20 protein-coding genes are annotated in these 20,922 nt (G+C 59.6%); 14 read left to right on the top strand and 6 right to left on the bottom strand.

Annotated features, from left to right (window positions below):
* The first annotated feature begins 75 nt into the window (after window positions 1-75).
* The 10 genes from ACYZT0_RS18120 (at window position 76) to ACYZT0_RS18075 (ending at window position 9,669) form a co-directional block, all read left to right on the top strand.
* Window positions 76-825 (top strand): electron transfer flavoprotein subunit beta/FixA family protein, encoded by a 750-nt coding sequence (locus tag ACYZT0_RS18120; RefSeq protein ID WP_462042391.1) that lies wholly within the window; start codon window positions 76-78, stop codon window positions 823-825.
* Window positions 826-827: 2 nt separating this feature from the next.
* Window positions 828-1,757: an electron transfer flavoprotein subunit alpha/FixB family protein gene (locus ACYZT0_RS18115; RefSeq protein WP_462042390.1), complete on the top strand. Its 930-nt coding sequence runs from the start codon at window positions 828-830 to the stop codon at window positions 1,755-1,757.
* 80 nt (window positions 1,758-1,837) lie between these two features.
* Window positions 1,838-2,674 (top strand): substrate-binding periplasmic protein, encoded by an 837-nt coding sequence (locus ACYZT0_RS18110; protein WP_462042389.1) that lies wholly within the window; start codon window positions 1,838-1,840, stop codon window positions 2,672-2,674.
* 9 nt (window positions 2,675-2,683) lie between these two features.
* Window positions 2,684-3,040: a DUF4398 domain-containing protein gene (locus ACYZT0_RS18105; protein ID WP_462042388.1), complete on the top strand. Its 357-nt coding sequence runs from the start codon at window positions 2,684-2,686 to the stop codon at window positions 3,038-3,040.
* A complete protein-coding gene (locus ACYZT0_RS18100; protein WP_462042387.1) occupies window positions 3,037-3,849 on the top strand; it encodes an OmpA family protein in 813 nt (270 codons plus the stop codon). The genes ACYZT0_RS18105 and ACYZT0_RS18100 overlap by 4 nt, the downstream gene beginning before the upstream one ends.
* A 212-nt stretch (window positions 3,850-4,061) precedes the next feature.
* The gene (locus tag ACYZT0_RS18095; protein WP_462035926.1) at window positions 4,062-5,501 is read left to right on the top strand and encodes an aminotransferase-like domain-containing protein; all 1,440 of its coding nucleotides are present in this window, start codon (window positions 4,062-4,064) and stop codon (window positions 5,499-5,501) included.
* 88 nt (window positions 5,502-5,589) lie between these two features.
* Window positions 5,590-6,063 (top strand): translation initiation factor 2, encoded by a 474-nt coding sequence (locus tag ACYZT0_RS18090; protein ID WP_462042386.1) that lies wholly within the window; start codon window positions 5,590-5,592, stop codon window positions 6,061-6,063.
* A 166-nt stretch (window positions 6,064-6,229) separates the two neighbouring features.
* Window positions 6,230-6,484: a YkgJ family cysteine cluster protein gene (locus ACYZT0_RS18085; protein WP_462042385.1), complete on the top strand. Its 255-nt coding sequence runs from the start codon at window positions 6,230-6,232 to the stop codon at window positions 6,482-6,484.
* Between the two features lie 41 nt (window positions 6,485-6,525).
* A complete protein-coding gene (locus tag ACYZT0_RS18080; RefSeq protein WP_462042384.1) occupies window positions 6,526-7,131 on the top strand; it encodes an START domain-containing protein in 606 nt (201 codons plus the stop codon).
* 444 nt (window positions 7,132-7,575) lie between these two features.
* On the top strand, window positions 7,576-9,669 hold the full coding sequence (locus tag ACYZT0_RS18075; RefSeq protein ID WP_462042383.1) for an LTA synthase family protein: 2,094 nt from the start codon (window positions 7,576-7,578) through the stop codon (window positions 9,667-9,669).
* 63 nt (window positions 9,670-9,732) lie between these two features.
* On the opposite strand, the gene ACYZT0_RS18070 is transcribed toward ACYZT0_RS18075, so the two are convergent.
* A complete protein-coding gene (locus ACYZT0_RS18070; RefSeq protein ID WP_172901242.1) occupies window positions 9,733-9,891 on the bottom strand; it encodes a DUF3309 family protein in 159 nt (52 codons plus the stop codon).
* Window positions 9,892-10,170: 279 nt separating this feature from the next.
* Between ACYZT0_RS18070 and ACYZT0_RS18065 the strand changes: the two genes are divergently transcribed.
* From ACYZT0_RS18065 to csrA, 3 genes are all read left to right on the top strand, one after another.
* Window positions 10,171-10,986: an SDR family oxidoreductase gene (locus ACYZT0_RS18065; protein ID WP_462042382.1), complete on the top strand. Its 816-nt coding sequence runs from the start codon at window positions 10,171-10,173 to the stop codon at window positions 10,984-10,986.
* A gap of 64 nt (window positions 10,987-11,050) precedes the next feature.
* A complete protein-coding gene (locus ACYZT0_RS18060) occupies window positions 11,051-11,383 on the top strand; it encodes a YnfA family protein (protein WP_462042381.1) in 333 nt (110 codons plus the stop codon).
* A gap of 153 nt (window positions 11,384-11,536) precedes the next feature.
* The gene (gene csrA, locus ACYZT0_RS18055) at window positions 11,537-11,722 is read left to right on the top strand and encodes a carbon storage regulator CsrA (RefSeq protein WP_282380831.1); all 186 of its coding nucleotides are present in this window, start codon (window positions 11,537-11,539) and stop codon (window positions 11,720-11,722) included.
* Window positions 11,723-11,727: 5 nt separating this feature from the next.
* Here the strand turns inward: csrA and ACYZT0_RS18050 are convergent, their stop codons facing one another.
* From ACYZT0_RS18050 to mnmC, 5 genes are all read right to left on the bottom strand, one after another.
* Window positions 11,728-11,955 (bottom strand): YheU family protein, encoded by a 228-nt coding sequence (locus ACYZT0_RS18050; protein ID WP_462042380.1) that lies wholly within the window; start codon window positions 11,953-11,955, stop codon window positions 11,728-11,730.
* A 209-nt stretch (window positions 11,956-12,164) separates the two neighbouring features.
* Window positions 12,165-13,355 (bottom strand): osmoprotectant NAGGN system M42 family peptidase, encoded by a 1,191-nt coding sequence (locus tag ACYZT0_RS18045; protein ID WP_462042379.1) that lies wholly within the window; start codon window positions 13,353-13,355, stop codon window positions 12,165-12,167.
* Between the two features lie 143 nt (window positions 13,356-13,498).
* The gene (ngg, locus tag ACYZT0_RS18040) at window positions 13,499-15,244 is read right to left on the bottom strand and encodes an N-acetylglutaminylglutamine synthetase (RefSeq protein ID WP_462042378.1); all 1,746 of its coding nucleotides are present in this window, start codon (window positions 15,242-15,244) and stop codon (window positions 13,499-13,501) included.
* A 3-nt stretch (window positions 15,245-15,247) separates the two neighbouring features.
* Window positions 15,248-17,020, bottom strand: a complete 1,773-nt coding sequence (locus ACYZT0_RS18035; RefSeq protein WP_462042377.1) for an N-acetylglutaminylglutamine amidotransferase — start codon at window positions 17,018-17,020, stop codon at window positions 15,248-15,250.
* Between the two features lie 123 nt (window positions 17,021-17,143).
* A complete protein-coding gene (gene mnmC, locus ACYZT0_RS18030) occupies window positions 17,144-19,126 on the bottom strand; it encodes a bifunctional tRNA (5-methylaminomethyl-2-thiouridine)(34)-methyltransferase MnmC2/FAD-dependent 5-carboxymethylaminomethyl-2-thiouridine(34) oxidoreductase MnmC1 (RefSeq protein ID WP_462042376.1) in 1,983 nt (660 codons plus the stop codon).
* 239 nt (window positions 19,127-19,365) lie between these two features.
* On the opposite strand from mnmC, the gene pap reads away from it, so the two are divergent.
* Window positions 19,366-20,889, top strand: a complete 1,524-nt coding sequence (gene pap, locus ACYZT0_RS18025; RefSeq protein ID WP_462042375.1) for a polyphosphate:AMP phosphotransferase — start codon at window positions 19,366-19,368, stop codon at window positions 20,887-20,889.
* The last annotated feature ends 33 nt before the right edge of the window (window positions 20,890-20,922 follow it).

Here is a 20,922-nt window from a genome sequence, read left to right as displayed (position 1 = left end):
CCTTGCGCCGATGAGCATCAAACCGCCAGGTTCGCCTAGGCGACTTTCTTTTCACCGGAGAGTAACGAGGAATCCATGAAGGTTCTTGTAGCTGTCAAACGCGTTGTGGATTACAACGTCAAGGTTCGCGTCAAGGCGGACAATTCCGGCGTTGACCTCGCCAACGTCAAGATGTCGATGAACCCGTTCTGCGAAATCGCAGTGGAAGAAGCCATACGCCTGAAAGAGAAAGGTGTTGCGACTGAAATCGTCGTCGTCTCCATCGGCCCGTCCACCGCTCAAGAGCAACTGCGCACCGCGCTGGCTCTGGGTGCCGACCGCGCCATCCTCGTCGAATCCGCCGAAGATCTGACTTCCCTGGCCGTTGCCAAACTGTTGAAAGCGGTTGTCGACAAGGAACAGCCTCAGCTGGTGATCCTCGGCAAACAAGCCATCGACAGCGACAACAACCAGACTGGCCAGATGCTCGCAGCATTGAGCGGCTACGGTCAGGGCACGTTCGCATCCAAAGTCGAAATCAGCGGCGACACCGTTGCCGTGACTCGCGAAGTCGACGGCGGCGCGCAGACGGTTTCCCTCAAACTGCCGGCCATCGTCACCACCGACCTGCGTTTGAACGAGCCGCGCTACGCGTCCCTGCCAAACATCATGAAAGCCAAGAAGAAGCCTCTCGAAGTGCTGACTCCGGACGCTTTGGGCGTTTCCACCGCCTCCACCAACAAGACCGTGAAAGTCGAAGCGCCAGCTGCACGCAGCGCGGGTATCAAGGTCAAGTCGGTGGCTGAACTGGTTGAAAAACTGAAAAACGAAGCGAAGGTAATCTAATCATGACTATCTTGGTAATCGCTGAACACGACAACAAAGCAGTGGCCCCGGCCACGCTGAACACCGTGGCTGCCGCTGCGAAAATCGGTGGCGATGTTCATGTACTGGTTGCAGGTCAGGGCGTTGGCGCCGTGGCTGAAGCCGCTGCGAAAATCGCTGGTGTGGCGAAAGTGCTGGTGGCCGACAACGCCGCCTACGCTCACCAACTGCCGGAAAACGTTGCGCCGCTGGTAGCAGAGTTGGGCAAGGGCTACAGCCACATCCTGGCTGCCGCGACTTCCAACGGCAAAAACATCCTCCCGCGCGTTGCCGCCCAGCTGGACGTTGACCAGATCTCCGAGATCATCTCGGTCGAAAGCGCTGACACCTTCAAGCGCCCGATCTACGCCGGTAACGCCATCGCCACCGTTCAGTCGAACGCTGCGGTCAAAGTGATCACCGTTCGCGCCACCGGTTTCGACCCGGTTGCTGCTGAAGGGGGTTCGGCGGCTGTTGAAGCCGTTGCGGCTGCTCACGACGCTGGCACATCGAGCTTCGTCGGCGAAGAACTGGCCAAGTCCGATCGTCCGGAACTGACCGCTGCCAAGATCGTCGTTTCCGGCGGCCGTGGCATGCAGAACGGCGACAACTTCAAACACCTGTACGCCCTGGCTGACAAGCTGGGCGCTGCCGTCGGTGCTTCCCGCGCCGCGGTCGACGCAGGTTTTGTACCCAACGACATGCAGGTCGGTCAGACCGGCAAGATCGTTGCTCCACAGCTGTACATCGCCGTCGGTATCTCCGGCGCGATCCAGCACCTGGCCGGCATGAAAGACTCCAAAGTGATCGTTGCGATCAACAAGGACGAAGAAGCGCCGATCTTCCAGGTGGCCGATTACGGCCTGGTGGCGGACCTTTTCGAAGCCATCCCTGAGTTTGAGAAGCTGGTCTAATCCAGCGGCCTGACTTATAAAGAGCCCGACCTTTTGGTCGGGCTTTTTTTTGTTTCGGATTTGAGTGGGAGAGTGTCGCCATGGATCTGCGCCGAGTTTACGGCTGGTCATTGCTGCTGGGTCTGACGGTGTTGCCGGTGCTGTCCGTCGCCGCGGGCAAGTGCGAACGCCTGGTGGTGACCGGCAGCCCGGATGCGCCGCCGTACCTGTGGCAAGATCCGCAAAACCCCAAGCACCTGATCGGCGCCAGTGCTGACCTGTTGCAGCAAGTGGCGGGGGAGCTGGGGATCAAGGTCGAACTGCTTTACGCCGGCAAACGCTCCCAGGCCCTGGACGAAGTGCGCAGTGGGCGAATGGACATGCTGGCGGATGCGTCATTGACGGTCAGTGAACTGGAATCCCTGGATTACATTCATCCTCCGTTACTGGAAAACGATTACCTGGTCTGGACCCGCAAAGACTCGACGCTGGACTACAACGAAGCGCAGGACCTTCACGGTCATCCCGGCGCGTTGTCGGAAAAGTCTCGCATGACCCCGGCATTTGGCACGTTCGCCGAGCAGCAATTGACCCTCATACGGACTCCCAACCTGACCCAGGCGTTTCAGAAATTGCTGCTGGGCGAGGTGGAATTTGTCCTTGCGGGACGCTACTCGGGCATGGCAGCTGCGCAGACACTTAACCTGGCCAACGACCTGATCGCCCGTCCACAACCGATCGACAAACCCGGCCTGTTCCTCGCGGTTTCCCACAGCTCAGCCTGCAACGATCCGTGGTTGCGCGGACAGCTGGCCAAAAAGATGACAGAATTGCCCGCGTCCGGACTGACGGAAGCCGTGCTGCAACGCAATATCGAGCGCTGGAAGGCGCAACAGCAGCAATCGCCGCAACAACCCGTCAGGACCCCAAAACAGTAGGGATTTTTAGTGAGTATTCGACCTCTTTTCGCTGCCCTGGCCGTTCTGGCTCTGGCGGGTTGTGCAGCCGATCCGGCGCCGAATGAACAAATGCGCCTGACCGAACAGGCACTCGTACAGGCAAAGGCCGTGGGCGCCATTGCCGAGGACGTGCCGGAAATGAAACTGGCCGAAGACAAGTTCAACCGTGCCAAGGGCAGCATGAACGACCAATCCTTCAAGAACGCGCGCATGCGGGCCGAGCAGGCCGAGCTGGACGCGCGTCTGGCCGAAGCCCGGGTTCTGACCCTCAAGAGCGAGGAGCAGTTGAACGTGCTCAATACCCGCATCACTCGCCTGCGCAAGCAACTGGGAGATGCCCAATGAACCTCAAGACCAAAGCACTCGGCGGTTTGATCCTGGCAGGCTGCGTAAGTCTCTATGGTTGTGCCGGTCAGCACAACGAGGCCGCGTTGCAGCAAGCCAGTACTGACTTCCAGAAGGTCAAGGAAGACTCCAGCGTGCTGCGAATTGCGCCCAAGGACGTGATTCGCGCGGGTGAGTCGCTGGCCCGCGCCGATCGTCTGTCCAGCTACTGGGGCAGTGGATCGGACGTGCTGCATTACGCTTACCTGAGTGAGCGCTACAGCGAAATCGCGCGCGAACACACCAATCAGGTGCTCAACGAAGAACGTGCCGCGAAGCTCGAACTGGAGCGTCAACGACTGCAACTGGCCCTGCGCGAATCCAAACTGCTCAGCGTGCAGCAGCAGGGCAAGTGGCTCGAAGAACAGATTGTCGCGCTGGCGACCACCCAGACCGACCGAGGCCTGGTGATGACCTTGGGCGATGTGCTGTTCGACACGGGCGAAGCCGAGTTGAAAAACTCGGCGAACCGTGTGGTGTTGAAGATCGTGCAGTTCCTGCAGCTCAACCCCAAGCGCGTGGTGCGCATCGAAGGCTACGCCGACAGTACCGGCGGCAAGCAGGAAAACCTCAAGCTGTCTCGCGACCGTGCGCAATCGGTAGCGAACGTGCTGATGGATCTGGGCATCGACGACAAACGCATCCAGGTCGAAGGGTATGGCGATGAATACCCGGTGGACGTGAACGCCTCCGAGCGGGGCCGGGCACAGAACCGTCGGGTGGAAATTGTGTTCTCCGACGAAAAAGGCCAGCTCGGCGCTGCCCGCTAAGGGCTGCGTCACTGGAAAACCCGGCCTGCCAGTCAGCGCCGGGTTTTTTGTGCCTGCCATTTACCTCTCGCCGGGCGAATAAAAGCAGTACAGTTTTTGCTGACAATGCACTGTACGGTCGACTATTGTGGCAACTGTCCCAGTACACTTCTAAACTGTTCCGGTATTGTTTCACACAAGAATAAAATGCCCGTGAAATCGAGTGCTGCGTCATGACCAATCTCTTGCTCTACCAACGTATTGCTCAGCAACTGGCCGAAGACATCCGCCGTGGCGTCTATCAACCGGGGGAGCGCGTGCCTTCGGTGCGCAAGATGAGCTCGCAGCTCAACGTCAGCCATGCGACGGTGTTGCAGGCTTACGCCAACCTCGAGGATCAGGGGCTGATCCGCGCCCGGCCGCAGTCGGGTTACTACGTGCACCAGACCCCGGCCTTGACCGCACCGACACCGGACATCGCCCGAGTCGAACGTCCCGGTCTGGTCACTCGCAGCAGCATCATTCAACAAGTCCTGGTCGAGTCTCGCCGCGAAGGTGTGTTCCCTTTGGGCGCGGCCGTGCCGAGCGTCGATTATCTGCCGGTGCGGGCGCTGCATCAGCAACTGGCCAAAGTCACCCGGTTCCATAGCCCGCGGGCTTTCAGCTACATGTTCAGCCCGGGTTTCGAACCGCTGCGACGTCAAGTGGCGATCCGCATGCGCGATGCCGGCGTGGTGGTCGATCCGTCGGAAGTGGTGATTACCCACGGCTGCGTTGATGCCTTGCAGATGTCGCTGCGCGTGCTGACCCGGCCGGGCGATTTGATCGCCGCCGAGTCGCCGACCTACTACGGTTTGTTGCAACTGGCTGACCTGCTGGGCCTCAAGGTCATCGAAATCCCCAGCGATCCAGCCACTGGCATGAGCCTCGAAGCCTTGCAACTCGCGGCCAACCAGTGGTCGATCAAGGCGCTGGTGTTGACCACTCGCCTGAGCAATCCATTAGGCGGCACCATGCCTGAAGAGCGGCAAAAGCAACTGCTGCGTCTGGCCTCGGATTTCGATATCCAGATTGTTGAAGACGATATCTACGGCGAGTTGATGTTCGAGCAGGGTCGCACCAAGTCGCTTAAAGCCTACGATCGGCTGGACCGGGTGATCTATTGCTCAAGTTTCTCCAAAACCCTGTCGCCGGGCGTGCGGATCGGCTGGATGATTGCCGGCAAGTACCAGCAGGAAATCCAGCGTTTGCAGACCTTCAGTACCCATTCGGCCTGCAGCGTCACGCAAATGGGTATTGCGGCCTATCTGGAGAACGGTGGTTACGACCGGCATTTGCGCTACATCCGTCAGGAGTACCGCAAGAACCTCAGCGCCTTCCAGCTGGCCGTGCAGCAATACTTCCCGGAAGGCACACAGATGACCCGGCCTACCGGCGGCTTCATTCTTTGGGTCAGTCTGCCGGGGCGGGTCAACACTCAGGAGCTGCACGTTCGTGCGTTGCAGCAGGGCATCAGTATCGCGCCGGGGCTGATTTTCAGTAACACCGAGCAGTTCAATCACTGCATTCGGCTGAACTGCGGCACACCGTGGAACCGTGAAGCCGAGCGTGCATTGATGACCCTGGGCATGCTGGCCACCCAGCTCTGCCAGGAGATGGCCGGCGGCCTGTGACGGGGCTGGCAGGTTATTCCTGTCCGTGCTTGTCATGTTGCCTGCAACAGGCGAGCATATGGCCTCCTGCCGTTGCGCCGTTGGGTACATGAAATCGATTTTCCCCGCCGTCTGGCTATCGATCTGCCTTCTGATGACGCTCCAGGCCGAAGGCGTCATGGCGGCTTCCGTTCAGGAAAAGCCGGCAGCCAGCGCCACATCGAAAAAACCGGCTCCCGGCAAAAAAGCCGCGCCGGTCAAAAAGAAAGCGGCCCCGGTGAAAAAACGACCGCCGATTGTCTCCAAGTCCAAGCCGGCCAGTGAGGTCGTGAAAACCAAGCTTCCTTCGGCCAATCTGGACTTGAGCCTGCCCGAGGACATGGTCGAGGAGCTGAAACCGATCGGTACGGTAGCGTTGCCACGGCACGATGCAGTATTGCCGCAAATGTTCGGTGACAAGGCTGGCAGCACTCCGTTTCAGCTCAACGGACGGCTGATCAGCAACGAAATGCAGTTGCAACTGCGCAACGAAGAGCGCCGTGAAGTCGAAGGCGCAGCGCTGGAATTCGAGTTCAAGCGGTAATTCCCTCCCATCTGTGACCCGCTGGCCAGACGCTTTGTCGGAGACTGGTCAGTCACGCTCGTTTTGAGCGAAAAAACCCGGGTCCAGGCAATTTTAAACAAGCGTTTTAGCGGTTACTCTGTGCCACGTCCTTTAACACATCGCCCGTCGCGAGGAGCTCGTCGTCATGAAATGCCGTGAAGGCTGTGGCGCCTGTTGCATTGCCCCTTCCATCAGTTCACCGATTCCCGGAATGCCCAAGGGCAAAGCCGCCGGAGAACGTTGCGTACAACTTTCTGTCGAAAACCTGTGCAATATTTTCGGCAACCCGGAACGTCCTGCCGTGTGTTCGGCTTTCGAAGCCGACATCGAAGTCTGCGGAAGCAGCAGTGACGAAGCGATCAAATTGCTGGGTTGGTGGGAGCAAATGACGGCTGCGTGATGTGTTCACCCAACGGAACTTCAACAATAAGGAATAAGATTATGGGTTCGCTGCAACGTATGGCTGTGCTGTGTGGTTTGACGGTAATACTCTCTTCCACGGCTGCTCAGGCCGAAGACTGGAAAGTCGCCAAGGAACAGGACGGCATCAAGATCTCCTTGAGCGAGGTGGCCGGCTCCGATTACAAGGCCTACCGTGGTGTCACGCTGATGAAGACCACCCTGGCCAAACTGCGCGCATTGCAGGAAGACGTGCCAGGGGCCTGCGCCTGGATTCACGAATGCAAGACCCAGAAGTTGCTCAAACACGAAGGTGATCAGAGCTGGACTTACACCCAGTTCAATACGCCTTGGCCGGTCACCGCGCGTGATTCGGTGCTGCATGTGACCACCGTCGAGGGTGCCGATGGCAGTCTGACCCGTAAACTCGAAGGCGTGCCGAAGTACATTCCTGAGGAAAAAGGCTTTGTGCGGGTGACCAAGGTCGACGGTTTCTGGAAGTTCGTGCCCAAGGGGGACCAGATCGAAGTGACCTATCAGGTGCACACCGAGCCGGGCGGTAGCATACCGTCGATGGTCGCCAACAAGTTTGTGGTTGATGCGCCATTCAATACCTTGAAAGCCCTGAAAGAACGCGCCGAGAAGTAATCGATTCGCTCTTTTGATAAAGCGCCCTGACTGGTTCGGGGCGTTTTCTATTTGAATGCCGGATTGCCCACTGCGCAGGACTCACGCCTCGCGCCGATAGCGGGACGCAGAGCGTCCCCGGCGGCATTCCCACGCGGAGTGGGAACGATCAGTGGGTGAGCGCTGAGTGCTGTTGACCGCTGCAACGGAAATATCCCGAACTAACGGCATCAGGAGCAGGGGACTTTATTTTGTTTCGGGATATGCGCTGCACGAAATTTTCACAAAGTCTACAAGACAATTCGCCCGCGCCAAACATGCCGGGCAGTAATCAATGGCAATGCCGCGGTTGATCGTGCAACATTTGCGCACCGCACAAGCCCCGGGGCCGAGTACTGGCCAACAGAGGGCTAAGGCGCAGATGTATTTTTTGAAACTTCAACTTCCAATGGGTCCTAAAACGACATGGCAAACCCGGACGCCCTGAGTCAGCAGCGAGCTTCTAGTCGCCTGCTGCAACCGACCGTCAAATCGCATCTGGCCTACACGCTGCTGTGTGCCCTGGTCATGATGGTCATGTTCAGCCTGCTGCGCGTTGCGCTGCTGGTTTACAACAGCGAGATGATCCTCGACACCCCCGCCTCGACCTTTCTCGAAGCGTTCGTCAACGGTCTGCGTTTCGACCTGCGTCTGGTGGTCTATCTCAGCATTCCTTTGCTGCTGGCGCTGTTCAGCACCCGTGCGATGGCCGCACGCGGGTTCTTCCGTTTCTGGTTGACCATTGCCTCGAGCATCGCGCTGTTCCTCGGCCTGATGGAGATGGATTTCTACCGCGAGTTCCACCAGCGCCTCAACGGCCTGGTCTTCCAGTATGTGAAGGAAGACCCGAAAACCGTAATGAGCATGCTCTGGTACGGTTTCCCGGTGGTTCGCTACCTGCTGGCCTGGGCCGTGGGCACGTTGATCCTGACCCTGGCGTTCAAGGGCGCCGACCGCGCCACCCGCCCTCGTGGTCCATTCAGCGGCGGCAGCATCGGCACGCGCCAGATCGCCCCGTGGTATGCGCGCATCGCGGTGTTCGTCGTCTGCCTGCTGGTCTGCGTGGTGGCCGCTCGTGGCACGTTGCGTCAGGGCCCACCACTGCGTTGGGGGGACGTCTACACCACCGACTCGAACTTCGCCAACCAGTTGGGCCTCAACGGCACATTGTCTTTGGTCGCAGCGGCCAAGAGCCGGATGTCCGCAGATCGCGACAACATCTGGAAGGCAACCCTGCCACAGCCGGAAGCGCAGAAAATTGTGCGTGACATGCTGGTGATGGCGGACGACAAACTGGTGGATACCGAAACCGCAGCAGTGCGTCGCGATTACACGCCGCCGGCCGACAAGACCCTGCCGATCAAGAACGTCGTCGTGATCCTGATGGAAAGCATGGCCGGTCACTCGGTGGGTGCCTTGGGCGCACCGGGCAACATCACGCCGTACCTCGACAAACTGTCGAAGGAAGGCCTGATGTTCGACCGCTTCTTCTCCAACGGGACCCATACTCACCAGGGTATGTTCGCCACCATGGCGTGCTTCCCGAATCTGCCGGGTTTCGAATACCTGATGCAGACGCCGGAAGGCAGCCACAAGTTGTCCGGCCTGCCGCAATTGCTCAGCGCCCGTGACTACGGTGACGTCTATGTCTATAACGGCGACTTCGCCTGGGATAACCAGTCGGGTTTCTTCAGCAACCAGGGCATGACCAACTTCATTGGTCGTAACGACTTCGTGAATCCGGTGTTCTCCGATCCGACCTGGGGCGTGTCCGACCAAGACATGTTCGACCGCGGTCTGGTCGAGCTCAAGGCGCGGGAAAACGGCAAGCCGTTCTATGCGTTGCTGCAAACCCTGTCCAACCACACGCCATACGCCTTGCCGACGCCATTGCCGGTTGAGCGCGTGACCGATCGCGGCAGTCTGAACGAGCATTTGACTGCCATGCGCTACGCAGACTGGGCGCTGGGCCAGTTCTTTGAAAAGGCCCGCAAGGAGCCGTATTTCAAGGAAACCCTGTTTGTGATTGTTGGCGACCACGGTTTTGGCAACGAGCGTCAGATCACAGAAATGGACCTGGGCCGATTCAACGTGCCGATGCTGATGATCGCACCGGGCATCCAGGAAAAGTTCGGCCAGCGTGACCATACAGTGGGCACGCAGATCGACATCGTGCCGACCATCATGGGCCGCATTGGTGGTGAAGTGCGTCATCAGTGCTGGGGGCGCGACCTGCTCAACCTGCCTGAAGGCGACACCGGTTTTGGCGTGATCAAGCCGTCGGGTAGCGAGCAGACCACCGCCATCATCACGGCCGATCAGATCCTGGTGCTGCCGAAAGAAAAGGAAATGGCGCCGAAGATGTACCAGTACGAACTGGGCGCGACACCTCACGCCGAGATCGTTCCAGATGCGCCGCGTACCGCTGAGCTGAAGCTCAAGCTCGAAGCGTTCCTGCAAACGGCGACCAAGAGCCTGATCGACAATACCGCCGGTGTGGTTGACGGCAAGCCGGACTAAGTCTTGATGCAATAAAAAAAAGAGGCCCTTGAAAAGGGCCTCTTTTTTTTGCCGGTTAAACCTTTATATCTTGCCGAGCAACAGCAGGATCAACAGCACCACCAACACGACGCCGATGATACCCGACGGGCCATAACCCCAACTTCTGGAGTGCGGGAACACTGGTAAACCACCAATCAGCAAGAGGATCAGGATTACGATAAGAATTGTGCCCATGTCTATTTCCTTGTTGGAAGTGTTCTGGAATACCTGGCGTTTAACTGTCAGCCGGGATGCTATAAAACCAGGCTGCTTACAAAATCCGACTGTCGCGTATGAAAGAAAATTCCAAGTTTTTTTAATGTTTTTCGAAGAAAGGCTTATTTCGTTTTTTGTTGTACTAGTTGGTTCAGTGTTTGCCACGGTTTGCTCGGGCCATTCAGCAATCTGATGGAGCGTGGGCCCGGCAATATCCTTCGCTACACTCGGCTCATCTTCCCCAGAACAACAAGGCTGTTTGCTATGCAAAATCGCATGATGATCACTGGCGCGGGCTCGGGCTTAGGTCGCGAAATCGCGCTGCGCTGGGCGCGTGAAGGCTGGCAGTTGGCCTTGTCGGATGTCAGCGAACCCGGTCTGCAGGAAACCCTGAAGCGGGTTCGCGAAGCCGGTGGCGATGGTTTTATCCAGCGCTGCGACGTGCGCGATTATAGCCAGCTGACCGCTTTCGCTCAGGCTTGCGAAGAGAAACTCGGTGGCATCGATGTCATCGTCAATAACGCCGGTGTTGCCTCGGGCGGGTTCTTCAGTGAGTTGTCCCTGGAGGACTGGGACTGGCAAATCGCGATCAACCTGATGGGTGTGGTCAAGGGCTGCAAGGCCTTCCTGCCGCTGCTGGAAAAAAGCAAAGGCAAGATCATCAACATCGCGTCAATGGCAGCCCTGATGCAAGGCCCGGCCATGAGCAACTACAACGTGGCCAAGGCTGGCGTGGTGGCATTGTCCGAAAGCCTGCTGATCGAACTGGCGCAGCAGGAAGTCGGCGTGCATGTGGTGTGCCCGTCGTTCTTCCAGACCAACCTGCTGGACTCCTTCCGTGGCCCGACGCCGGCCATGAAAGCCCAGGTCGGCAAGTTGCTGGAAAGCTCGCCGATCACCGCTGCCGACATTGCCGACTACATCTATCAGCACGTTGCCGCTGGCGAATTCATGATTCTGCCCCACGAGCAGGGCCGCATGGCCTGGGCGCTCAAGCAGAAGAACCCGCAACTGCTCTACGACGAAATGACCGTCATGGCTGATAAAATGCGCGCCAAGGCCAAACAAACCGCAGGCTGAGCTTGCCCATGCACAACACCGTCGTTAGGGTGGCCACAATCGGCCATCCTCGCGAGACGTTTGCATGCTCAATTACCTGTGGTTTTTCCTTGCCGCGCTGTTTGAAATCGCCGGATGCTTTGCCTTCTGGATGTGGCTGCGCCAGGGCAAAAGCGCCTGGTGGGTCGTGCCGGCTCTGTTCAGCCTGACCTTGTTCGCGCTGCTGCTGACCCGCATCGAAGCGACCTATGCCGGTCGCGCCTACGCCGCTTACGGTGGCATCTACATCATCGCGTCGATTGGTTGGCTGGCGGTGGTCGAGCGGATTCGTCCGCTGGGCTCGGACTGGATCGGCGTGGCGTTATGTGTAATCGGGGCGAGCGTCATCCTTTTCGGCCCGCGATTCTCCGCTGCCTGAAGGATCGGTCCTTCATTCAAAGGATTTGTCAGACGTATCCTTAGGAAGCGTTCGTCCTGCGCTGTAGGGCGGGACTGATTGTCTGTCAGCGTATTGAAGAGCCGCTGCACGCGGGGCATCTTCAGGGTCCGAAAACCCTGAAGGATGAATGTCATGCTTGTACTCAGTCGCGTTGTGGGCGAATTGATTTCCATCGGTGACGACATTTCTGTGCGCATTGTTGCGGTCAACGGCAACACTGTGCGCTTCGGCGTCGAAGCGCCGCAGAACGTCAACGTTCACCGGGCGGAGGTCTACGACCGCATCCAGGCCAAACGGGCAAAAAACAAAGGGCGCTGAAGGCCTCAGTCGAACAGGTGCTTGGGCACATCATGCTTGAGCATCAACTGGCATTGCTCGCTGTCCGGATCGAAGACAATCAGCGCCTGGCCCTTGGTCAATGCCTGGCGAACCCGCAGAATACGGGTTTCCAGCGGCGTGTCATCACCGTTATCCGTACCGTCACGGGTTACGAAATCCTCGATCAGGCGAGTGAGGGTGTCGACTTCAAGTTGGTCGTGGGGAATCAGCATGGGCACCTCGGCTAAACAATGGCGCGATGCTACGGCGAATGGGAGGTTGCGGCTAGCCTGCTGGCCTTAGTGTTTGTGTTAGTGATCGTTCCCACGCTCTGCGTGGGAATGCCTCAACGGACGCTCTGCGTCCGCTTTTGGGACGCGGAGCGTCCCGGGCTGCATTCCCACGCGGAGCATGGGAACGATCGAAAATGCCAAGCGCGAACTCAGGTATCCGATCGCTGCCCCACCAAACTATCCACCGACGGCACCCGCGTATCGCTTTCCATCTGCGTGTCATGTTCGATCTGATGACTGAACCGGTCCAGTGAGCCCTTGGCCGGTTGTGCATCGCTGGCAAACACCGGCGGACTAAGGATGTAGGCGCCGAGCAATCGACTGAGCGCAGCAAGGCTGTCGATGTGGGTGCGTTCGTAGCCGTGAGTGGCGTCGCAGCCGAAGGCGAGCAGGGCGGTGCGAATGTCGTGCCCGGCAGTGACCGCCGAATGGGCATCGCTGAAGTAGTAGCGGAACAGGTCGCGACGCACCGGCAACTCGTTGTCACTGGCCAGGCGCAGCAGATGCCGTGACAGGTGATAGTCATAAGGTCCGCCGGAATCCTGCATCGCCACGCTCACGGCGTGTTCGCTGGAATGCTGGCCCGGTGCGACCGGGGCAATGTCGATGCCGACGAATTCGCTGACGTCCCAAGGTAGTGCCGCCGCGGCGCCGCTGCCGGTTTCCTCGGTAATGGTGAACAGTGGATGGCAGTCGATCATCAGCTCTTCGCCGCTGTCGACGATCGCTTTCAATGCCGCCAACAAGGCTGCAACACCGGCCTTGTCGTCGAGATGTCGAGCGCTGATGTGGCCGCTTTCGGTGAACTCCGGCAACGGGTCGAAGGCGACAAAGTCACCGACGCTGATCCCCAGAGAGTCGCAATCGGCACGGGTGGCGCAATACGCATCCAGGCGCAGTTCGATGTGATCCCAACTGATCGGCATTTCATCCACGGCGGTATTGAACGCATGCCCGGAAGCCATCAGCGGCAGCACGCTGCCACGGATCACGCCGTTGTCGGTAAACAGACTGACCCGGCTGCCCTCGGCAAAACGGCTGGACCAGCAACCGACGGGGGCCAGGGTCAGACGACCGTTGTCCTTGATCGCGCGAACCGCCGCGCCGATAGTGTCCAGGTGAGCGGAGACCGCACGGTCGGGGCTGTTCTTCTTGCCCTTGAGAGTGGCGCGGATGGTGCCGCGGCGGGTCATCTCAAAGGGAATGCCCAGCTCTTCAAGCCGCTCGGCGACATAACGCACGATGGTGTCGGTGAACCCGGTCGGGCTGGGAATGGCGAGCATTTCCAGCAGGACTTTTTGCAGGTAGTTCAGATCCGGTTCCGGAATTTTGTGGGTCATGGAAACTCCTGATGAGTTAACGACTGATCGTTCCCACGCTCCGCGTGGGAATGCAGCCAGGGACGCTCTGCGTCCCAAATACGGACGCGGAGCGTCCAGTGAAGCATTCCCACGCAGAACGTGGGAACGATCGAGAGGGAGCGTTAGCCAGCCGGCTGACTATGCGGAAACAACAAATCCACAAACCGCTCGGCCGTCGGCTGCGGTTCATGGTTGGCCAGTCCGGCGCGCTCATTGGCTTCGATAAATACATAGTCCGGTTGATCGGCGGCGGGCACCATCAGGTCGAGCCCGACCATCGGAATATCCAGCGCACGCGCCGCACGCACCGCCGCTTCCACCAACGTCGGGTGCAAGATCGCCGTCACATCCTCAAGAATGCCGCCGGTATGAAGATTCGCCGTACGCCGTACGAACAGATGCTCACCGGCCGGCAGAATACTGCTGTAGTCATGGCCGGCCGCCTGCAAGGTGCGCTCGGTTTCATGGTCCAGGGGGATTTTGCTCTCACCGCTGGTCGCCGCCTGACGCCGCCGACTCTGGGCTTCGATCAACTCACCGATGGAATGCTGACCGTCACCCACCACTTCTGCCGGTCGGCGAATGGCCGCGGCGACCACCTCAAAACCAATCACCAGAATCCGCAAGTCGAGGCCTTCGTGGTAGCTCTCCAGTATTACGCGGCTGTCGAACTCGCGGGCGAATTCGATGGCTTGCTGGACCTCTTCGATGGTGCGCAGATCTACGGCGACGCCCTGGCCTTGTTCGCCATCCAGCGGTTTGACCACCACGCGTTCGTGCTCGTCGAGAAACGCCAGGTTGTCATCGGCGTTGCCGGCCATTTGCTGCGACGGCAGGTTCAAACCGGCGGTCTTGAGCACTTTATGCGTCAGGCTTTTGTCCTGGCACAACGTCATGCTGATGGCGCTAGTCAGATCGCTGAGAGATTCACGGCAACGTACGCGGCGACTGCCATGGACCAATGTGAACAGGCCGGCATCGGCGTCATCGACTTGCACTTCGATGCCGCGACGGTGAGCTTCCTCGACGATGATCCGTGCATAAGGATTGAACTCGGCTTCGGGGCCCGGGCCAAGAAACAACGGCTGATTGATGCCGTTTTTGCGCTTGATCGCGAAGGTCGACAGGATGCGAAACCCGAGTTTGGCGTAAAGACTTTTCGCCTGCCGGTTGTCGTGCAGCACCGACAGGTCCAGGTAACTCAGCCCACGGCTCATGAAGTGCTCGATCAAGTGTCGCACCAGCACTTCACCGACACCCGGTCGCGAACAGTGCGGATCGACCGCCAGGCACCACAGGCTGCTGCCGTTCTCTGGATCGTTGAACGCCTTGTGATGATTGAGGCCCATGACACTGCCGATGATCGAGCCGCTGTCCTCATCTTCGGCCAGCCAATAGACGGGGCCACCCTGATGGCGCGGGGTCAGCAAACTCGCGTCGATCGCCAGCATGCCGCGCAATTGATACAGCTGATTGATCGCTTGCCAGTCCGCGTCACTCTGGGCCCTGCGGATGCGAAAGCCGCGAAACACCCGAGTGGACTGACGGTAATCGCTGAACCACAGGCGCAAGGTGTCGGACGGGTCGAGAAACAACTGGGCCGGCTCCAACCCCAGCACTTGCTGGGGCGCAGCCACGTATAGGGCGATGTCGCGCTCGCCGTTTTGTTCGTTAAGCAGCTCTTGGGCCAGGCTCGCCGCATCCGGAAAAGTATGGCCGATCAGCAACCGGCCCCAGCCGCAATGCACGGCTATCGGTGCGGCGCCCAATTCGCTGCCGTCTTCGGCCAGACGCGCCTGCAAGCGTTCGTACGAGGGCGCCTGACCGCGCAACAAGCGTTGGCTGTAGGCCGTGGCGTGGGGTTTCATCGATCAGATTCCTTGTTCACTGAGCCACAGGTTCAGCGCCGCCAATTGCCACAGCTTGGAGCCGCGCAATGGGGTCAACTGGCCTTGGGGATCGGTCAGCAGGCGGTCGAGCATCTCTGGCTGGAACAGGCCGCGATCCTGGCTCGGATCAAGCAGCAGTTCGCGCACCCAGTTCAGCGTGTCGCCCTGCAAATGCTTCAGACCAGGGACCGGGAAGTAGCCTTTCTTGCGGTCGATCACTTCACTCGGAATGACCAGTCGCGCGGCTTCTTTCAAGACTTGCTTGCCGCCGTCCGGCAGTTTGAATTTGCCCGGCACGCGCGCCGACAATTCCACCAGGCGGTAGTCGAGAAACGGCGTGCGCGCTTCCAGGCCCCAGGCCATGGTCATGTTGTCGACGCGTTTGACCGGGTCGTCCACCAGCATGATCGTGCTGTCCAGACGCAGGGCCTTGTCCACCGCCGCATCGGCACCGGGCTGTGCGAAATGTTCTTTGACGAAGTCACCGGCCGCGTCATTGGCCGTCAGCCATTTCGGCTGCACAGTGGCGGCGTAATCGTCGTAGCTGCGGTCGAAAAACGCATCGCGATAGGCCGCGTACGGATCGGCGGCACCGTCGACTTGTGGATACCAGTGATAACCGGCGAACAACTCGTCGGCACCCTGGCCGCTTTGCACCACCTTGCAATGCTTGGCCACTTCACGGGACAGCAGATAGAACGCAATGCAGTCATGACTGACCATCGGTTCGCTCATGGCGCGAAACGCTGCGGGCAGTTGCTCGATGATCTCTTTTTCGTCGATGCGCAGTTGGTGATGTTGCGTGCCGTAGTGCTTGGCGATCAGGTCTGAATACTGGAACTCGTCGCCGCGCTCGCCGCCGGCGTCCTGGAAACCGATGGAGAAGGTCGACAGGTTTTCCACACCGACTTCACGCAACAGACCGACCAGCATGCTCGAATCGACCCCGCCCGAAAGCAGCACACCCACATCGACCGCCGCACGTTGACGGATCGCCACCGCGTCACGGGTGCTGTCGAGTACACGGTCACGCCAGTCTTCGAGTGTCAGATTCATCTCGTCGGCGTGTGGGCCGTAGGGCAGGGTCCACCAGGTTTTCTGCTCGGTGGTGCCATCCGCTTCGATGCGTATCCAGGTCGCCGGTGGCAGTTTTTCGATGCCGGCCAGCAAGGTGCGCGGCGCCGGGACCACTGCGTGGAAATTCAGGTAATGATTGAGTGCCACCGGATCGAGGATCGGGTTGATGTCGCCGCCCTTGAGCAGCGCCGGCAGCGCCGAGGCAAAGCGCAGGCGCTGACCGGTGCGCGACAGGTACAGCGGCTTCACGCCGAGACGGTCGCGGGCGATGAACAGGCGTTGGGCGTCGCGTTCCCAAATGGCGAAGGCGAACATGCCGTTGAGCTTGGGCAGCAAGGCTTCGCCCCAGGCGTGATAGCCCTTGAGCAGCACTTCGGTGTCACCACCGGAATAGAAGGCATAACCGAGGCTTTCAAGCTCGGTGCGCAGTTCCGGGAAGTTGTAGATCGCGCCGTTGAAGGCCAGGGACAAGCCCAATTGATTGTCGATCATCGGCTGCGCCGAGCCGTCCGACAGGTCCATGATTTTCAGGCGACGATGGCCTAGGGCAATCGGCCCTTGGCTATGAAAGCCCCACGCGTCAGGGCCGCGAGGCGCCAGGTGATGGGTGATTCGTTCAACGGCCGCGAGGTCCGCAGGTTGATGATCAAAGCGTAACTCGCCAGCTAATCCACACATAAAGTCCTTACCGGTTTTTCCGTTGGGGAGGGTCAATCGATACGCGCCAAAAACGGCGGGTACTCAGAAACTGACCCGGCTGAATCCCCGGAGTTTTAGACCGATAAGTTATAAGGCGAGCCGTCAGACTTTTCCGCGGATCAATTGGCGCACGGCAAAACGGTTGGGATGACAGGCCTCGGCGACCGCTCTGGGCAGGGGCAGAGGTTCGTTCTCGATCCACGCTGCGAGCAATTCACCCGACAGTGGCGCGGTGATCAGGCCGCGAGAACCGTGGCCGCTGTTGACGTAAAAACCCTCAAGCCAAGGGCAGAGAATGTCCGGTACTTGCCGGGCGTCCTTGCTCAGTACGGCGTAGGCGTCGACGAACGCTCCTTGCTCGGCCAACGGGCCGACGATCGGCAGATAATCCGGGCTGGTGCAGCGGAACGCGGCGCGCCCTTCAAGCTGCTGCGGCTCCAGTTTTTGAGCATGCAGTCGAGTGGCCAGGTCGGGGGAGATTTCCTCGAGCAAGGCCAGATTGTCGAGGTGTTCCGCGAGGGTCGGGGTCAGGTCATCGCTCTTGAAGTCGAAGCTGGCGCCGAGCGTGTGTTCGCCCAGTCGAGCCGGCGCCACATAGCCTTCGGCGCAGACGACGGTGGCCAGGCTCTGACTTTCAGGTGTTTGCGCCAGTCGGGTGATCTGGCCACGAATGCGTTTGAGGGGCAGTTCGGCGCTGTGCGCAAAACGCTTGATCTCGGCGGCGCCGGCCAAAATCACCACGGGGGCACTGGCCAGCAAATCATCCCCGTCCCAGGCCTGCCACTGATCATCAACCTTGCGCAGTTCCAGTACATCGCGATGGGGCAGCCACTGGATGTTCGCTGAAGACGCCTGCCAGTGGCACAACGCGGGCGGATGAACCCAGCCGCCTTCCGGGAAAAATAATCCGCCGTGCTCAAGGGCGATGCCGGCCTGGGCCTCGGCTTGCGGTTGATCGAGCAAGTGCACCAAGTCTGGCGCAAAGGCTGAAGCCAATTGCGCCTGACGCTCCGCTTCCTTGGCGTTGAAGGCCAGTTGCAAGACCCCGCAATCGTCCCAGTCGACGCCTCGATGCAAATGCTCAAGCAAGCGCCGGGTGTGACCGAAACCACTGACAATCAATTGCGACAACGCCGTCCCATGGGCCGAAAGCTTGAGGTACAACACGCCCTGAGGATTGCCCGAAGCTTCCTGCGCCAGGGCGTGGTGGCGTTCCAGCAGACTGACTTGCCAACCCCGCGCCGCGAGGCTGGCAGCCGTAGCACAACCGGCCAGGCCAGCACCGATCACCAGCGCCCGACGTTCGCCGGTCAGCGGCGTTGGGCGCGCAAACCATGGTTTGGCCGCGGCGGGCGCCGGGACTTCTTCAGGCCAGCCGAGGAACACGCCGCGCAGGATTTCCCATTTGTGGCCAATGCCGGGCGTGCGCTTCATCTTGAAGCCCGCCGCATTCAGCAAGCGGCGCACCCAGCCGGTGCTGGTGAAGGTGCTGATGGTCGAGCCGGGTGCCGCCAGCCGGGCGAGTTCGGCAAACAGCTCGGCGGTCCACATGTCAGGGTTTTTCGCCGGGGCGAAACCGTCGAGGAACCAGGCATCGATCTGTGCGTCCAGTTGCGGCAACTGCTCCAATGCATCGCCGATCAACAGGGTCAACGTCACGCGACCGTTATCCAGCACCAGCCGCTGGAAGCCTTGATGGATAGCCACGTACTGCGCGAGTAACTGATCGGCAAACGGCTTGAGCTCCGGCCATAGCGCAAGCGCCCGTTGCAGATCCGGTGCACTCAGCGGGTACTTTTCGACACTGACAAAATGCAGTCGCGCTCCGGCCACCGCATGCTGCTCGAACAACTGCCAGGCGCACAGAAAATTCAACCCGGTGCCGAAACCGGTCTCGCCAATCACCAGTCGACCGCCGGCCGGCAACGCAGCGAAGCGCTCACGCAAAGCATTCTGTTCGAGGAATACGTAGCGGGTTTCGTCCAGCCCCGACAGATCGGAGAAATACACATCATCGAACACCCGCGAGCGCGGGAGCCCTTGGTCGTCCCAGTCGAGCTGGGCGTGGGGCAATACAGGTTTCATGGCAGGCTCGGCAACGGCAAGGCGGCCATTCTAGCCGATCGCCGATTATCGGGCGATGATGATGGTGCGGACTCGAACCGCTTTTCGTAGGAGCATGGCTTGCCAGCGAAGGCGTCCTCGAGTGCGCCTTCGCTGGCAAGCCATGCTCCTACAAAGAACGGTGCAACAGCATGGGGAATTTCCCCGTCGTCCACCTGCCCAATCCGCTAGTCTTGCTCAATCCTGGAAGGAGCCGTCCCATGTTCGAATCCGCCGAAATCGGTCACGCCATCGACAAAGAAACCTACGACGCCGAAGTGCCGGCCCTGCGTGAAGCCTTGCTCGAAGCGCAGTTCGAACTTCACCAGCAACGCCGTTTTCCGGTGATCGTTTTGATTAATGGCATCGAAGGCGCCGGCAAGGGCGAGACGGTCAAGTTGCTTAACGAATGGATGGACCCACGCCTGATCGAGGTCCGCACGTTCGATCAACAGACCGACGAAGAGCTGGCGCGGCCACCGGCCTGGCGCTACTGGCGGATGCTCCCGGCGAAAGGCCGGATGGGGGTGTTCTTCGGCAATTGGTACAGCCAGATGCTGCAAGGTCGGGTTCATGGCTTGTTCAAGGACCCAGTGCTGGATCAGGCGATCAACCAGTCCGAGCGCTTTGAAAAAATGCTCTGCGACGAAGGCGCACTGATCTTCAAATTCTGGTTCCACCTCTCCAAGAAGCAAATGAAGGCGCGGCTCAAGGCCCTGGCGGATGACCCGCTGCACAGCTGGCGCATCAGTCCGCTGGACTGGCAACAATCGCAAACCTACGACAAATTCGTGAAATACGGCGAACGCGTATTGCGCCGTACCAGCCGCAACTACGCGCCTTGGCATGTGATTGAAGGCGTGGACGCTCATTACCGCAGCCTGGCGGTGGGCAAGATCCTGCTCGAAGGTCTGCAAAATGCTTTGACGCGACGCAAGGTCCATCCCGACAAGGTCAATGCTGCGCCGTTGTCCATCAGTGTCGATCAGCTCAACCTGCTCGACAGCCTGGATTTGACTCAGCGTCTGGACAAGGACGATTACGAAGAACAACTGATTACCGAGCAGGCGCGATTCTCAGGCCTGATGCGCGACAAACGCATGCGTCGGCACGCCTTGGTGGCGGTGTTCGAAGGTAATGATGCGGCCGGCAAGGGCGGGGCGATCCGCCGGGTCGCGGCGGCCCTCGACCCGCGTCAGTACAGCATCGTGCCGATTGCCGCGCCCACTGAAGAGGAGCGGGCGCAGCCGTATCTGTGGCGGTTCTGGCGGCACCTCCCGGCCAAGGGCAAGTTCACAGTGTTCGATCGTTCGTGGTACGGGCGGGTGCTGGTGGAACGCATCGAAGGCTTCTGCCCGCCGGCGGACTGGTTGCGGGCGTACAGTGAAATCAATGATTTCGAAGAGCAGATCACTGACGCCGGGGTGATCGTGGTCAAGTTCTGGCTGGCCATCGACAAACAGACGCAACTGGAGCGTTTCCAGGCCCGGGAAGAAATTCCCTTCAAGCGTTTCAAGATCACCGAAGATGACTGGCGCAATCGTGATAAATGGGACGACTACCGCGCGGCGGTCGGTGACATGGTCGACCGCACCAGCACCGAGATATCGCTCTGGACGCTGGTGGAAGCCAATGACAAACGCTGGGCGCGGGTTAAAGTCCTGCGCACCATTAATCTGGCACTGGAAGAGGCTTTCGAAAAGTCTGACAAACACGACAGGAAGGTGAAAAAGCCCAAGAAGTGAGCGATGGTTGCGCATACGCGGGGTGAATGATTG

It is taken from the genome of Pseudomonas sp. ZS1P83 (assembly GCF_054897825.1).
Note: the sequence above shows the minus strand (reverse complement) of the source record. Positions and strands in the feature narration are given on the sequence as shown.

What these genes read in the sequence shown, in the direction of transcription:
- ACYZT0_RS18120 (WP_462042391.1), top strand. Translation starts at nt 76, where the DNA reads ATGAAGGTTCTTGTAGCTGTCAAACGCGTTGTGGATTACAACGTCAAG.
- ACYZT0_RS18115 (WP_462042390.1), top strand. Translation starts at nt 828, where the DNA reads ATGACTATCTTGGTAATCGCTGAACACGACAACAAAGCAGTGGCCCCG.
- ACYZT0_RS18110 (WP_462042389.1), top strand. Translation starts at nt 1,838, where the DNA reads ATGGATCTGCGCCGAGTTTACGGCTGGTCATTGCTGCTGGGTCTGACG.
- ACYZT0_RS18100 (WP_462042387.1), top strand. Translation starts at nt 3,037, where the DNA reads ATGAACCTCAAGACCAAAGCACTCGGCGGTTTGATCCTGGCAGGCTGC.
- ACYZT0_RS18095 (WP_462035926.1), top strand. Translation starts at nt 4,062, where the DNA reads ATGACCAATCTCTTGCTCTACCAACGTATTGCTCAGCAACTGGCCGAA.
- ACYZT0_RS18090 (WP_462042386.1), top strand. Translation starts at nt 5,590, where the DNA reads ATGAAATCGATTTTCCCCGCCGTCTGGCTATCGATCTGCCTTCTGATG.
- ACYZT0_RS18085 (WP_462042385.1), top strand. Translation starts at nt 6,230, where the DNA reads ATGAAATGCCGTGAAGGCTGTGGCGCCTGTTGCATTGCCCCTTCCATC.
- ACYZT0_RS18080 (WP_462042384.1), top strand. Translation starts at nt 6,526, where the DNA reads ATGGGTTCGCTGCAACGTATGGCTGTGCTGTGTGGTTTGACGGTAATA.
- ACYZT0_RS18075 (WP_462042383.1), top strand. Translation starts at nt 7,576, where the DNA reads ATGGCAAACCCGGACGCCCTGAGTCAGCAGCGAGCTTCTAGTCGCCTG.
- ACYZT0_RS18065 (WP_462042382.1), top strand. Translation starts at nt 10,171, where the DNA reads ATGCAAAATCGCATGATGATCACTGGCGCGGGCTCGGGCTTAGGTCGC.
- ACYZT0_RS18060 (WP_462042381.1), top strand. Translation starts at nt 11,051, where the DNA reads ATGCTCAATTACCTGTGGTTTTTCCTTGCCGCGCTGTTTGAAATCGCC.
- csrA (WP_282380831.1), top strand. Translation starts at nt 11,537, where the DNA reads ATGCTTGTACTCAGTCGCGTTGTGGGCGAATTGATTTCCATCGGTGAC.
- ACYZT0_RS18050 (WP_462042380.1), bottom strand. Translation starts at nt 11,955, where the DNA reads ATGCTGATTCCCCACGACCAACTTGAAGTCGACACCCTCACTCGCCTG.
- ACYZT0_RS18045 (WP_462042379.1), bottom strand. Translation starts at nt 13,355, where the DNA reads ATGACCCACAAAATTCCGGAACCGGATCTGAACTACCTGCAAAAAGTC.
- ngg (WP_462042378.1), bottom strand. Translation starts at nt 15,244, where the DNA reads ATGAAACCCCACGCCACGGCCTACAGCCAACGCTTGTTGCGCGGTCAG.
- ACYZT0_RS18035 (WP_462042377.1), bottom strand. Translation starts at nt 17,020, where the DNA reads ATGTGTGGATTAGCTGGCGAGTTACGCTTTGATCATCAACCTGCGGAC.
- mnmC (WP_462042376.1), bottom strand. Translation starts at nt 19,126, where the DNA reads ATGAAACCTGTATTGCCCCACGCCCAGCTCGACTGGGACGACCAAGGG.
- pap (WP_462042375.1), top strand. Translation starts at nt 19,366, where the DNA reads ATGTTCGAATCCGCCGAAATCGGTCACGCCATCGACAAAGAAACCTAC.